This is a genomic window from Chryseobacterium sp. MMS23-Vi53 (genome assembly GCF_047651245.1).
Classification (GTDB): domain Bacteria; phylum Bacteroidota; class Bacteroidia; order Flavobacteriales; family Weeksellaceae; genus Chryseobacterium.
This window is the reverse complement of the sequence record NZ_CP180265.1, coordinates 996,556-1,009,634: the sequence shown is the minus strand read 5'-3', so window position 1 is coordinate 1,009,634 and position 13,079 is coordinate 996,556. Positions and strand designations below refer to the sequence as shown.

Below are 13,079 nucleotides of genomic sequence, written 5' to 3'. Positions count from 1 at the left end.
TATTTATCTTTTAACACAGAATTCATTAAGATTTTACTTATTTGAATATTTTATTGTTTTGCTGAGAGAATCGAAGATTTGATATAATAAATAATATTTAAAAATCTTTACTTATTTTTTTAAACTTCCAATAAACTCTTTCGCAGTTTTAAAATGCTGTTTTCGCTTTTCTTCCGGCATTTTTTCCAGTGTTTTCAACATCATTCCCAATCTTGGATTTTGGACAAAAAAATCTTTATTGTCATTAATAAAGTTCCAAAACAGCGCATCCCATTGTTCCACCCATTTTCCGTCGGGATAATCACTCATTTTTTTAATATAATTGCTTCCGCTGATGTACGGTTTCGTGCTCATTTTTCCGCCGTCCGAAAAACTGCTCATTCCGTAAACATTCGGAACCATTACCCAATCATAAGAATCAATGAACATTTCCATAAACCATTGGTACACTTCATCAGGATCAAACAGACAAAGATTCATAAAATTCGCAAAAATCATCAGTCTTTCTATGTGATGTGCATAGCCGGTTTTCAGAATTTTCTGAAGCGAACTGTCAATCGGTCGTATTCCCGTTTTGGCAGTGTAAAAATATTGCGGAAGTTTTTGCTTGTGGTTCCAGTAATTTTTATTTCGCTGATACGTTCCCTGATAAACATAAACCCCACGAACAAATTCTCTCCAACCCAAAATCTGTCGCACAAAACCTTCCAGAGAATTCACCGGAATATCATTCTCTTTTGCAAACGAAATCGCTTTTTCCAAAACATATTCAGGTGTTAAGAGTCCTACATTCATCAATGGAGAAAGTACGCTGTGATGGAGAAAATGTTCCTTCTCTACAATACTGTCTTCATAAACGCCAAATTCATGAAAACGATTTTCCAGAAACTGTTCCAGCCATTTTTCAGCTTCTCTGAAAGTGGTCGGATAGAGCTGTTCATCAGTAAGTGTTCCGTAATTTTTTGGAAAATGCTTCTCGGTGTATTTTTTTGCTTCCTCATAATATTCATTATTTTTCGGGAAATGAATCGCAGGAGCTTTTTTATTTTTCGGATATTTCTTCCGGTTTTCCGTGTCGTACGTCCACTTTCCGCCCAATGGTTTTCCGGCTTTCATCAGAATATTTCGGGTGATTCTCTGCTGTTTGTAAAAATCGGTCTGATGATAAGATTTTTTATCTTTAAAATAATCTTTAAGGTCTTCTTTCGTATTGATGAAAAGCGGACTGTCTAAAATTTCGAGTTTCAATTTTGTTTTCTTTAATCTTTTTTCCAGCCAATTGTCGCAAACATCATTTGTTTTTATCGTTTTAAAGCCTTCTTTTTCAATTTTTTGAATCAAATTTCGGAGGTCTGAAAATTCCGAAGAACTTTCAATATATCTAACTTCAAATCCTGAATTTTTTAATTCATCTTCATAAAATTTCATGGTTGTACGGTGAAATGCAATCTTCTGTTTATGAAATGAATATTGTCTGAAAAACAGAAATTCCTCTACCAAAAAGACAGGCTGTTCTTTATCCAGATAATCTTTATCCTCAAAAAGCTGATGAGGAAAAATAAATTGGGCGGTATGTTTTACTGTTTTAGCCATAAACTTCTGAATTTTTGATTCGGATCATATATTTCTGCTTGTTTTTCAGGATTAAAAGTCCGGTCACGATTATCGTTTCCGACTCCGGCGAGATACATCCAGTTGCCGTAATTGCTGTGAACATCGTAATCGATCAGCATTTCCTCAAAATAAGCGGCTCCAATCCTCCAGTCCTGTTTCAGAATCTTGCAGAAATAGGAAGCCACATTCTGACGACCTCTGTTGCTCATCCAGCCGGTATTTTTCAGTTCGAACATATTGGCATTGATGAAATCGGAATCAGTTTCTCCATCTTTCCATTTTTGAATCAATGTTTTATTATTTTCAAAGAAATATTTTTGATGGTTGATTCCATTTTTCCAAAAAATAAAATCTTTGTGCTGTAAAGAAACGTACCTGAAAAAATCCCTCCAAAGCAATTCAAAAATCAGCCAATAAGTGGATTCATTGCTTCCGAATTCCTCTTCATATTTTTTTATTTCGTGGTAAATGGTTACAGCAGAAAGGCTTCCATCAGACAACCAAACGGAAAACTTTGAACTGTAATCTTTTCCCACCAAACCGTTTCGGGTTTGCTTGTATTGACTCAAATTTTGCGTTTCCGAGAAATAATAATGCAATCTTTTTAAAGCTTCATTTTCACTGCCGGAAAAAGGAAAAGCCGTTCTTTCATCAGTTTCAAAATCTTCAAACCCGAGCAATTTCAATGAAATGGTATCACTTTTAAAATGAATTGCCAATTTATTGTACATCAAATCTTTCGACTCAAATTCAGGGCGAATCAATAGATTCTTTTCGATTTTCTGCCTGAACGTAGTAAAAAGCATCGGAATTTTATCTAACGTTTTAAAAACAAAAAGCGGATGAACCAGAAACTGCGAATACGATTTTTCCCAAATGGCTGTAGGAACAGTTTTTTCAATTTTAGATTGTAAATAAACTTCTTCCTTGGTCCATTCGTTCTGACAGAAAATCTTTACCACTTCAAATTCTTCGGAAATTTTCTTAAAAACATCTTCCGTTTTGCCATATTTGACTAAAAAGGGAATATTCTGTTTCGCTAAATTTTGCTTTAAATCTTTTACACTTTCCAACAGAAATTTAGTGCGGTATTTTCCGATTTTTTTGAAGCCGAACTGCTGTTGTGCAAAAAGCTCAGCATCAAAAACATAAACGGCAAGAAAAGGCAATTCCTCCTGCATGATTCTGTATAATGATTCTGAATCTCTGGTTCTCAAGTCTTTGGTAAACCAGATGATGTTGATTTTTTGTTTTTTCGACATCTTTCGCTGCAATATTTTATTTCGTCCCAGTTTTTCTTCCATTTTTTCCGCCAATTGAAAGGCAATCCGCAGACTTCACAGATTTTTGAGGGTAATCCAGATGGCATATTTTTATATTAACTTTTAATTCAGATATAATTGAAATGTTAACAGGTCGCTCCTATGGAGCTTCCTTTTGCGGCTTTCTATCGTCTATTAACAGTCAATTCCCACGGAATCTAACAATGCTCCAATAAGAGCTAACTGTTATTAGAAAAAAATTTTTAAGATGAGAGCTCCGTAGGAGCGACCTGTTAATGATTCATTTATTCCAACACAATCGTTTCAAACCTTTTTAGCACTTTTGATGACTTATAAAACGTCGAAAATCTTTTGTGACTTTTGCGGTTAAACCTATTTACAATAATTTTTAAAATTATTAATTATTACATCCTTCGCTTTCAGGTCGTGCATCATATTGTACAATCCGAAAAACGTTCGGTTCAGGTAAATGAAATGTCTGGAACCACGGTTGGTGTTCATTCCTTTCATGTCGCTTATTTTAGAATAGCGTTGCCCGAGGTCGGCAATTTCCTGGAAAAATGATTCATCTGAAAAATTGAATTTCTCCTGATTGAAAGGTCTCGTAAAAAGTTCAAGCAATTCATAGAAAAGATTTGAGAAAAATTCGACTTCTTTTGGCGAATCTTCTTTCCGAAGAATTTCCAATGTAAATAATTTCTCACGGAAAATCTCAGGATTTTTAAGATTTTCTTCTTTTGCCAGTTCAAAGTACGGAATATAAAAATCTTCCGGAATCTCTTTAATACAGCCAAAGTCAATCACCAGAAGCTCCTTGTTTTCAGAGATCAGGAAATTTCCGGGATGTGGATCTGCATGAACTTTCTTCAGGATATGCATCTGGTACATATAAAAATCCCAAAGGGTTTGCCCAATTTTGTTAACATTTTCCTGAGAATTTTGTTTTTTAGTAAATTCTGAAAAATGAATTCCCGCCATCCAGTCCATGGTAATAATTTTTTCGCAGGAATATTCAGGGTAATAATGCGGAAATTTTACATTCGGAAGATGTTTACATTCCTCTGCAAAGTGCTGACTGCGATTAAGTTCGAGATTATAGTCAGTTTCTTCAAACAGTTTATCTTCGACTTCCTGAAAATAAGATTCAGAACCTTCTTTTTTGATGTTGAACATCTTCATGGCAATCGGTTTTACCATTTTGAGGTCACTGGAAATACTTTCTCTGACTCCGGGATACTGAATTTTAACTGCAAGTTTCTGATACCCTTTTCTCGCCGTGTGAACCTGACCGATACTCGCAGCATTTACCGATTCCGAAGAAAATTCATCAAAAATATCTTCCGGATTTTTACCGAAATATTTCCTGAAGGTCTTCTTCACCAAAGCTCCCGACAAAGCTGGAACCGAAAACTGCGAAAGCGAAAATTTTTCTACATATTCTACAGGAAGGATATTTTTTTCCATACTCAGCATTTGTGCGACCTTCAGGGCAGAGCCTTTTAGCTCCTTCAGAGAGTCATAAATATCTGTTGCGTTGTCTTCGTTTAGAATTTTACGGGCTTCTTCTTCATCTTTGGTGATTTTGTTTCCATAATATTTGAGATAATTGACCCCGACTTTGGCACCTGCTTTAAGAAGGCTGCTCGTTCGTTCAATTTTTCCGGTAGGAATTTTATCTAATGTTTTCATTCTTAGCTCATTTTAAATTTTTCTTTCCAAAGAAATTTCCCTAGGTCAAAGACTTTTCTGAGTGGTTCGTTATCCATTAATTCGAAACCGGTATCGATTGTTTTTTCAATGAAAATATCTGTCTTTTCAAAATCGGGAGAGGTATCTTTTTTCCAGAATTCAATAGCCGAAACCAGATGCAGCCAAAGCACTTCCTGTCTGGATTTTTCATTGAATTTTCTAATGTCCTGCTTCGCCTTTTCAATCATTTCCCATTCATTGAAATCCAAAGTACTAATAAATTTTCTATGGGTTTCACGAAGATTCTGAAGCATTTTGATGGATTGGAATCGATGAGATCCCAAAATTGATAACACTAAGGAACGGTTCATGGTGAGATTTTCAAAGAAAATATAATATGCATTCAGGATCTTTTCTTTCGTGGTTACCTCATCTGAAGAATTAACTTCCGAAGCGAGTTCCAAAGATTTTGTAAAAAGATGATTCAGCATTTCTTTTTCAATCTGCTCGAATCCTGAGAAATAATGATAAAATTCTTTTTCCTCGAAATCATTTTCTTTAGCAAAAAGATAAACATTTTTGGGCTTTGCACCGTAATTCAAGAGATAATCACCGTACAATTCAAATATTTTTTCTTTAGTGATATTGGCTTGTTCTTGCATGATAGAATTTATTTATGAACAAATTTAGTAATTAATTTTATCTTTAATTAAAATAAAGTATAAATTTGTACTATGTAAACTATTTAATTTTTGAATTATGTTGACAATACAAGCACAATCGAATATACCTACAGATTTTGGAATGTTCGCTGTCTATGCATTTTCAGAGCGTGAAAATGACTGGAATCCGCACTTGGTTTGGGTGGCAGAAAATACAGATTTCAGCAAGACCGTGAATGTTCGTTTTCATTCTGAATGCATTACCGGCGAAGTTTTTCATTCAAAAAAATGCGAATGTGGACAACAGTTGGATGCAGCAATGAAATATATGTCTGAAAAAGGAGGAATGATTATTTATCTTCGTCAGGAAGGAAGAAATATCGGTATCATTAATAAATTACGGGCATATGCGCTTCAGGAGAAAGGTTTTGATACGGTAGAGGCTAATCTAAAGCTAGGCTTACCTGCAGACGGAAGAAATTTTGATGTGGCAGTTGAAATGCTGAAGATTCTGAATGTAAAAGAAATTAATTTGCTCACCAATAATCCGGATAAGCTTAAGTCTTTGGAAAACAGTGGAATTAAGCTGAATCAAAGAATTCCTCTGGAAATAGAATCCAATGATGTAAACGAAAGTTATCTTTCAAAAAAGAAAGATTATTTCGGTCATCTTTTAGAAAAGGTATAATTTTCTCATTCTCTGAGAAATATTTCAGACACCAAACTCAAATCTTATGGAAAAAATTCTGCTTACCGGAGCCACCGGATACATCGGAAAACGAATGATCAACGTAATCGCTGCGCAGGGTTATCAGGTGATTTGCTGTTGCAGGGATAAAAACCGTTTCTCCAAAAGTGTTGATATTGATGATACTCAGATTGAAGTGGTGGAAGTGGATTTTCTGAAGCCTGAAACGTTGGAAAATATACCCAAAGATATTTCTGGTGCATATTATCTGATGCATTCCATGAGCAACAGCAACGATTATGCAGAAATTGAACGACAGTGCGCCATAAATTTTTCTAATTTTATTGAAACTACTGATTGTAAACATATCATTTATCTTTCGGGTTTGGCGAATGAAAAAGACTTATCAAAACATTTAAGCTCAAGATTTGAAGTTGAAAAAATTCTGATGAATTGTAAAGTTCCGGCAACGGTTTTGAGAGCAGGAATTATCATTGGCTCAGGAAGCGCTTCTTTCGAAATCATCAGAGATTTGGTAGAAAAACTACCGGTGATGATTGCTCCAAAATGGCTTCACACCAAATGTCAGCCAATTGGAATTGCCAATGTTCTGGATTTTCTGATTTTTACCTTATTTAAAGAACAAACATATAAAAAAAACTTTGACATCGGGTGTGATAATGTTTTGACATACAAAGAAATGCTCTTGGAGTTTGCCAAAATAAGAGGACTGAAAAGAAAAATTTTTACTGTTCCTGTCATGACTCCGAAATTGTCTTCTTATTGGCTTTATTTCATTACTTCGACGTCCTATAACTTAGCTTCTGCTTTGGTCGGAAGTATGAAGATTGAAGTGATATGTCGAACGGAAAGCCTTTCAGAGATCAAACAGATTACGGGAGTTCAGCCATTTTCTTATGATACGGCGTTAAGAAGAACCTTAGCTAAAATTCAGGACAACGAAATTGCCTCAAGCTGGAAAGATAGTTTTATCAGCAGCAGAAGCGATTCCAGCCTGAAAGATTATCTTGACGTCCCCAAATATGGCTGTTTTACAGATTTAAGAACTGAAGAATATGATGACCGCGAAAAATGTCTCGACAGAGTTTTTTCTTTGGGGGGTGCAAACGGTTGGTACGGTCAAAGTCTTTGGAAAATTCGCGGATTTATGGATTTATTGGTTGGCGGACCTGGTTTAAGACGAGGTAGAACACATCCGACAAAACTTCACGAAGGTGATGCATTGGATTTCTGGAGAGTACTTTACGCCAACAAAGAAGAAGGAAAACTGATTCTCTTTGCTGAAATGAAACTTCCTGGTGAAGCATGGCTGATGTTTAAAATTTACAAAGGAAAGCTTTGGCAAAAAGCGGTTTTCCGACCTCACGGATTAACGGGGAGATTATACTGGTATTCTGTTTTGCCGTTTCATGGGATTATTTTTAGGGGAATGTTAAGGCAGCTGGCTGGAAAGTAATATAATTTTAAAAAATTTAACCGAAAATGATCTTTAGAAGATTTTAGAAAAGACTTGTAACTTGAAGATGGAATATAGGCAGCAATAAGCATCAACGATAATTATTATTAAAATTTTTAAATTATTCCTGATTGCCCTTTAACTTGGATACTATAGATTTCTATATAATATACACTTATTTGAAATCGTTCTTAATGAAACATTGTTTAAATTTGATCAGTGAAAAAGTTGATTTCCATAATATTGCTTTCTTTGTTTTTGGTTTGTACAACCGAACTATATCAGCTTTTGAAAATTCCTACACTTGTAGAACATTACTTTGAGCATAAAGAACTCAATCCGGAAATGTCTTTAGTGGCTTTCCTCAAAACCCATTACCAGCATCCTGCAAAAGACGGAGATTATGGTAAAGACCAAAAACTTCCTTTCGTGATGCATTCGCAGCCACTGGTTTTGGTTTTTACAGTTAATCAAAATTTCAATTTTGAAATAAAAAAGGATTTTCTGAATCCTTTGAAATCGCCTAAAATTCCGTCTAAAGACGAAGATTTTTGCTATAAAGGATTTGCCGGTTCCGTTTGGGAGCCACCAAGAATTTTGTTTGCATAAGATTTATTAAAACAGTTTTTTATATGACAAACTGTATTCTGTTAAACAAAATTTCATTTAAAATTCCATGAAAATAATATTTTCAACCCTGTTTTTGGTTGTGTTTTCAGTCGTTTCCAATGCTCAAAACAGATTGGAAACTGCAAAAAAAATTGCCACAGAAAAAAACGAACTTATTCTGCTCAATTTTTCCGGTTCTGATTGGTGTATTCCATGTATCAAGCTTCATAAAAATATTATCGAAACTGATGATTTCAAGAAGTTGGAAAACGATAATATAATCGTTTATATCAATGCAGATTTTCCGAGAAATAAAAAGAACCAGCTTTCGTTAGAACTCAAGAAAGAAAATGCTTCACTTGCCGACCAGTATAATCAAAAAGGGATGTTTCCGTATACGATTTTACTGAATTCTGAAGGTAAAATCCTGAAAACATGGGAAGGTCTTATTTCTGGCGATGCTTTGGCATTTAGTAAAGAAATTAGAGACATTAAAAACAATCAAAAACCTTAGACGAATATGTTAAGAGAATTCAAAAGACCTCAAAAACTAATGGGGAATGCTTTTGAAATTACCGTTGTTGACGAAAATGAAACTTCGGCAAACCTTCATATCGATGTCGCCATTGAAGAAATTCGCAGAATTGAAAGGCTTTTAACGACCTTTAATGAAGAAAGTCAAACCAATCTTATCAACCAAAATGCAGGAATAAAACCAGTAAAAGTTGATATTGAGATTTTTGATTTGATTGAAAGAAGCATCAGAATCAGTAAGATTACTGATGGATATTTCGATATTTCTTACGGCGGAATTGATAAAAGCTTTTGGAATTTTGACCGTGAAATGAAGCAACTTCCAAATCCTGAATTGATAAAAAATCATCTGAAATTGGTCAATTATCAAAATATTATTTTGGATTCGGTCCATCAAAGCGTTTTTCTTAAAGAAAAAGGAATGCGCATTGGTTTTGGAGGAATCGGGAAAGGCTATGCCGCAGAAATGGCGAAAAGACTTCTTCAGCAAAGAGGTGTGGTTTCCGGGATTGTGAATGCTTCCGGAGATTTAACGACTTGGGGAAATCAAGCCAACAGAAAACCCTGGACGGTCGGGATTGCAGACCCGGACAACTCAAAGCAGCCGTTTTCTTATATGAATATTACGGATATGGCGGTTGCAACTTCCGGAAATTATGAAAAATTTGTTTTCATCAATGGTAAAAAATACTCTCACACCATCAATCCAAAAACAGGAATGCCGGTTTCGGGCGTAAAGAGCGTTACTATTTTCTGTCCAAACGCAGAAATTGCCGATGCGATGGCAACTCCTGTAAGCATTATGGGGGTCGATGCTGCACTGAATATGGTAAATCAAATCAATCATTTAGAATGCGTCATCATCGATGATAACAACAAGATTTATTCATCTCAAAACATTAATTTAAAATGATAAAAAATAATAAAACTAAAATAAAAATGGTGGTGTGTTACTTAGCTATTGTTGCTTCAACGCAATCTTGCACTACCGTAAAAGAATACGAAAAAAATAAATTAAACGATGCTGAAATGGTTCTCGGAAACAGAACGATTGAAAAAACCGAATTGAGCTTTCAATCCTACAGAGAAGGATCTTCGGGCGCGAATGCCGGAAAAGTGGGCGGTGGTTGTGGATGTAATTAAAAAGAGTAATCGTAAAATTTAATTGTGATTCAAAAATGAAAAAATTGATCGTAAGTGTTATTGCTCTTTTCGGAATTTTCAACGTAAAAGCACAGGAGAGCACAAACAATGAACAACCTAAAAAGCTGACCTTTGATGAAGCTAATTTAGTTTCAAGCTATTATAAACAAAACGGGAACAACTCTGCAGTTACGGGAGGAATCGGTACGGAAAAACTGACCGATATTTCCAATACTATTGACGTAACTATGGTAAAATACGACAAGAAAGACAGGAAAAATAAATTCGATTTCAGTGTCGGGATTGATCATTATACATCCGCTTCATCGGATATGATCGATCTGAAAGCCAATTCATCAGCTTCCCACGCAGACAACAGAATTTATCCTGCATTAAGCTGGAGTCGTGAAAATACAGAAAAAGGCACGACTTTAATGGCGGGTGTTTCCACTTCCTTCGAGTTCGATTATACATCTTACGGTGCAAACATCGGGTTTTCGCAAAAAACAAAAAACAGAATGGGAGAATTTACCGCAAAATTTCAGGCTTATCTGGATCAGGTAAAACTGATTGCTCCGATTGAGCTTAGAACAAACGGAAGCACAGGAGGTGAAAATGAGAACTATGGCACAAGCGGAAGAAATACTTATGCTTTATCTTTGTCTTATTCGCAGATCATCAATCAGAATTTCCAGATGGAATTTCTTACTGATGCTGTCCAACAGACAGGTTATTTGAGTTTGCCGTTTCATAGGGTTTATTTTAATGATAATTCCGTTCATCAGGAAACATTACCGGATAAAAGATTTAAACTTCCGATTGGCGTTAGAGCGAATTATTTTCTGGGAGATAAAGTGATTCTGAGAGCATATTACAGATATTACACCGACGATTGGGGGTTGAAATCTAATACTATAAGCTTAGAGACGCCTGTTAAAATTTCGCCGTTTGTTTCTGTGACGCCTTTTTACAGGTATTACTCACAAACTGCAGCGAAATATTTTTCACCTTATCAACAACATACGGCTTTCGACGATTATTATACGAGTAATTATGATCTGTCTAAGTTCAACAGTAATTTTTACGGAGCAGAAATTAGATTTAATCCTAAAAATGGGTTGTTTGGAGTAGAAAGACTGAATATGCTGGAAATCAGGTACGGACATTACACGAAATCTGTCGGGATGACTTCTGATATTATTTCGCTAAATTTAAGATTTAAATAAAATTGTAATACTTGACTTGTTGAATGCTATTTGGCAAGTCAAGTTTTTTTTAACTAAAAACGTATTATGCATCATCAATTAGAAAAACATTACGTCAATAGAGTAGGATGGCTTCGTGCAGCGGTTTTAGGAGCGAATGATGGTTTACTTTCAACAACAAGTATTGTAATTGGCGTTGCCGCTGCTTCTCCGGATAGGAATACGATAATTCTTGCCGCATTAGCCGGAATGATTGCCGGTGCAATGTCGATGGCTGCAGGTGAATATGTATCGGTAAGTTCTCAGGAAGACACAGAAAAAGCAGATTTGATAAGGGAACAACGTGAGCTTGAAGAAATGCCTGAGATAGAACTAAGAGAACTTGCAAAAATCTATGAAAGGAGAGGGGTAAGTAAAGAAACTGCTTTGCAAGTGGCGACCGAACTTACGAATCACGATGCTTTAGCAGCTCACGCACACGATGAATTGGGAATTAATGAAATCACACAGGCAAAACCTTTACAGGCGGCGATGGCTTCATTTGCTTCTTTTGGTTTAGGTGCTTTGCTTCCTTTTGTAGTTTCACTTTTGGCACCTATCAAACAAATGGTCTATTTCCAATACGGATTTTCCATAGTGTTTTTAATGATTTTGGGAGCGATTTCTGCGAAAACAGGTGGTTCAAAAATGGGAATTGCAGTATTGAGAATTTGTTTCTGGGGAACAGTAGCAATGGGGATTACTGCTTTAATTGGACATCTTTTCGGAGTTTCTGTGGCGTAATTATTATTAAGAAATAATATCTTCAGTGTACCAAGAAATGTTTTTTACGCCAAAGTGGATCAAATAAAATATTAAGCGCCTATGATGAAGCTAGTTCATTTTATGTTTAATAGTAAATTCATAATTTAAGATAAGGATGCTACTGGTCAATTAAATATATTATTACATAAAAAAAGATATCGAAGAGTAAAATCTTCAAATGTCGGTTTTATGAGCTCGAAGAGCATATCTTCAAACACTTTTATCGATGATTTGGTTCGTTTGAGCCAAATTAAACAAGAATTGCAAAATTCATTTTTACCAAATTTCTTTAGTTTACTATTATCACAAATTATTTTAAGGATTAAAAATCTATTGAAATCTTAAATTTGCTGTTTATCTTTTGTTAAAAGTTATAAAAAATATTATAATTTTAAAAATGCAGTTTCATAAAATTACGATATATCGTAATTTTATTTCATTAATATTTTAATTAAATATTTGTTAATCAAGTGGTTATGATTTTGGGTTGTTTTTTGAAATTAATATGATGAACTTAATTATTAATCAAAAAATAACAACAATGAGCACACTAAAATTAAAAGACGGAACAGAAATTTTTTACAAAGATCAGGGAGAAGGACCAGTATTGATGTTTCACCACGGATGGCCTTTATCATCAGACGATTGGGACGCACAGGTTATTTTCTTTTTAAAGAAAGGTTACAGAGTGGTAACTCACGACAGAAGAGGACACGGAAGATCCAGCCAGAATATTTACAACCACACCATCGAACAGTACGCTTCTGATGCTGCAGAACTAGTAGAATTTCTGGATTTAAAGGATGTAATTCACATCGGTCATTCAACAGGAGGTGGTGAAGTAATCCGTTATGTAAATAAATATGCCAACGGAAGAGCTAAAAAAGCAGTTTTGATCAGTGCGATTCCACCGGTAATGGTTCAGAGTGAAAACAATCCGGATGGTGTTCCGATGTCAGTTTTCGATGATATCAGAGACCAGACCATGAACAACAGAAATCAATTTTATTATGATTTAACTTTTCCTTTTTACGGCTACAACAGAGAAGGTGCGAATGTAAAAGACGGAGTACAAAGAAACTGGTGGAGACAAGGATTGATGGGAGGAATTGTGGCACATTATGACGGAATCAAAGCATTCTCTGAAACGGACCTAACAGAAGATTTAAAAGCTGTGGATATTCCTGTTTTAGTAATGCATGGCGAAGATGATCAGATCGTTCCTATTGCCAACGCTGCATTAAAATCTATCAAATTACTAAAAAACGGAAAACTGATTACTTATCCTGGTTTCCCTCACGGAATGCCGACTACGGAGCATCAAACCATCAATAAGGACCTTTTGGAATTTATTACTGAATAATTTTTATC

14 protein-coding genes are annotated in these 13,079 nt (G+C 35.2%); 9 read left to right on the top strand and 5 right to left on the bottom strand.

From position 1 onward, the window contains the following. Nucleotides 1-111 precede the first annotated feature (111 nt). The 5 genes from ACKX2A_RS04590 to ACKX2A_RS04570 form a co-directional block, all read right to left on the bottom strand. Complete coding sequence (locus ACKX2A_RS04590; RefSeq protein ID WP_415327857.1) at nucleotides 112-1,593, bottom strand: cryptochrome/photolyase family protein; 1,482 nt, start codon at nucleotides 1,591-1,593, stop codon at nucleotides 112-114. Next, nucleotides 1,578-2,876, bottom strand: coding sequence for a DASH family cryptochrome (locus tag ACKX2A_RS04585; RefSeq protein WP_415327855.1), 1,299 nt, complete (start codon nucleotides 2,874-2,876; stop codon nucleotides 1,578-1,580). Before ACKX2A_RS04585 ends, ACKX2A_RS04590 begins: the two co-directional genes overlap by 16 nt. Next, nucleotides 2,828-2,983: a DUF2256 domain-containing protein gene (locus ACKX2A_RS04580; protein ID WP_415327854.1), complete on the bottom strand. Its 156-nt coding sequence runs from the start codon at nucleotides 2,981-2,983 to the stop codon at nucleotides 2,828-2,830. The genes ACKX2A_RS04585 and ACKX2A_RS04580 overlap by 49 nt, the downstream gene beginning before the upstream one ends. A gap of 286 nt (nucleotides 2,984-3,269) precedes the next feature. Continuing rightward, complete coding sequence (locus ACKX2A_RS04575; protein ID WP_415327852.1) at nucleotides 3,270-4,586, bottom strand: ABC1 kinase family protein; 1,317 nt, start codon at nucleotides 4,584-4,586, stop codon at nucleotides 3,270-3,272. A gap of 2 nt (nucleotides 4,587-4,588) precedes the next feature. Continuing rightward, complete coding sequence (locus tag ACKX2A_RS04570; protein WP_415327851.1) at nucleotides 4,589-5,248, bottom strand: TetR family transcriptional regulator C-terminal domain-containing protein; 660 nt, start codon at nucleotides 5,246-5,248, stop codon at nucleotides 4,589-4,591. A gap of 97 nt (nucleotides 5,249-5,345) precedes the next feature. Between ACKX2A_RS04570 and ribA the strand changes: the two genes are divergently transcribed. The 9 genes from ribA (at nucleotide 5,346) to ACKX2A_RS04525 (ending at nucleotide 13,071) form a co-directional block, all read left to right on the top strand. Continuing rightward, nucleotides 5,346-5,936, top strand: a complete 591-nt coding sequence (gene ribA, locus ACKX2A_RS04565; RefSeq protein WP_415327850.1) for a GTP cyclohydrolase II — start codon at nucleotides 5,346-5,348, stop codon at nucleotides 5,934-5,936. Nucleotides 5,937-5,982: 46 nt separating this feature from the next. Next, complete coding sequence (locus ACKX2A_RS04560; protein ID WP_415327849.1) at nucleotides 5,983-7,413, top strand: SDR family oxidoreductase; 1,431 nt, start codon at nucleotides 5,983-5,985, stop codon at nucleotides 7,411-7,413. Between the two features lie 219 nt (nucleotides 7,414-7,632). Then, nucleotides 7,633-8,022 (top strand): hypothetical protein, encoded by a 390-nt coding sequence (locus ACKX2A_RS04555; protein ID WP_415327848.1) that lies wholly within the window; start codon nucleotides 7,633-7,635, stop codon nucleotides 8,020-8,022. Nucleotides 8,023-8,089: 67 nt separating this feature from the next. Further along, nucleotides 8,090-8,536 (top strand): thioredoxin family protein, encoded by a 447-nt coding sequence (locus ACKX2A_RS04550; protein WP_415327847.1) that lies wholly within the window; start codon nucleotides 8,090-8,092, stop codon nucleotides 8,534-8,536. Nucleotides 8,537-8,542: 6 nt separating this feature from the next. Beyond that, nucleotides 8,543-9,469 carry an FAD:protein FMN transferase gene (locus ACKX2A_RS04545; RefSeq protein ID WP_415327846.1) on the top strand — a complete coding sequence of 309 codons (927 nt, stop codon included), beginning with the start codon at nucleotides 8,543-8,545 and terminating at the stop codon, nucleotides 9,467-9,469. 26 nt (nucleotides 9,470-9,495) lie between these two features. Then, entirely contained in the window at nucleotides 9,496-9,699 is a 204-nt protein-coding gene (locus ACKX2A_RS04540) for a DUF4266 domain-containing protein (protein WP_415329411.1), read from the top strand. A gap of 35 nt (nucleotides 9,700-9,734) precedes the next feature. Continuing rightward, nucleotides 9,735-10,925 carry a DUF3570 domain-containing protein gene (locus tag ACKX2A_RS04535; RefSeq protein ID WP_415327845.1) on the top strand — a complete coding sequence of 397 codons (1,191 nt, stop codon included), beginning with the start codon at nucleotides 9,735-9,737 and terminating at the stop codon, nucleotides 10,923-10,925. 66 nt (nucleotides 10,926-10,991) lie between these two features. Then, nucleotides 10,992-11,687 carry a VIT1/CCC1 transporter family protein gene (locus tag ACKX2A_RS04530; RefSeq protein WP_415327844.1) on the top strand — a complete coding sequence of 232 codons (696 nt, stop codon included), beginning with the start codon at nucleotides 10,992-10,994 and terminating at the stop codon, nucleotides 11,685-11,687. Between the two features lie 562 nt (nucleotides 11,688-12,249). Next, nucleotides 12,250-13,071, top strand: a complete 822-nt coding sequence (locus tag ACKX2A_RS04525; RefSeq protein WP_415327843.1) for an alpha/beta fold hydrolase — start codon at nucleotides 12,250-12,252, stop codon at nucleotides 13,069-13,071. Nucleotides 13,072-13,079: the final 8 nt, after the last annotated feature.

Coding starts and splice junctions, on each gene's coding strand:
- ACKX2A_RS04590 (WP_415327857.1), bottom strand. CDS start 1,593: ATGGCTAAAACAGTAAAACATACCGCCCAATTTATTTTTCCTCATCAG.
- ACKX2A_RS04585 (WP_415327855.1), bottom strand. CDS start 2,876: ATGTCGAAAAAACAAAAAATCAACATCATCTGGTTTACCAAAGACTTG.
- ACKX2A_RS04580 (WP_415327854.1), bottom strand. CDS start 2,983: ATGCCATCTGGATTACCCTCAAAAATCTGTGAAGTCTGCGGATTGCCT.
- ACKX2A_RS04575 (WP_415327852.1), bottom strand. CDS start 4,586: ATGAAAACATTAGATAAAATTCCTACCGGAAAAATTGAACGAACGAGC.
- ACKX2A_RS04570 (WP_415327851.1), bottom strand. CDS start 5,248: ATGCAAGAACAAGCCAATATCACTAAAGAAAAAATATTTGAATTGTAC.
- ribA (WP_415327850.1), top strand. CDS start 5,346: ATGTTGACAATACAAGCACAATCGAATATACCTACAGATTTTGGAATG.
- ACKX2A_RS04560 (WP_415327849.1), top strand. CDS start 5,983: ATGGAAAAAATTCTGCTTACCGGAGCCACCGGATACATCGGAAAACGA.
- ACKX2A_RS04550 (WP_415327847.1), top strand. CDS start 8,090: ATGAAAATAATATTTTCAACCCTGTTTTTGGTTGTGTTTTCAGTCGTT.
- ACKX2A_RS04545 (WP_415327846.1), top strand. CDS start 8,543: ATGTTAAGAGAATTCAAAAGACCTCAAAAACTAATGGGGAATGCTTTT.
- ACKX2A_RS04540 (WP_415329411.1), top strand. CDS start 9,496: ATGGTGGTGTGTTACTTAGCTATTGTTGCTTCAACGCAATCTTGCACT.
- ACKX2A_RS04535 (WP_415327845.1), top strand. CDS start 9,735: ATGAAAAAATTGATCGTAAGTGTTATTGCTCTTTTCGGAATTTTCAAC.
- ACKX2A_RS04530 (WP_415327844.1), top strand. CDS start 10,992: ATGCATCATCAATTAGAAAAACATTACGTCAATAGAGTAGGATGGCTT.
- ACKX2A_RS04525 (WP_415327843.1), top strand. CDS start 12,250: ATGAGCACACTAAAATTAAAAGACGGAACAGAAATTTTTTACAAAGAT.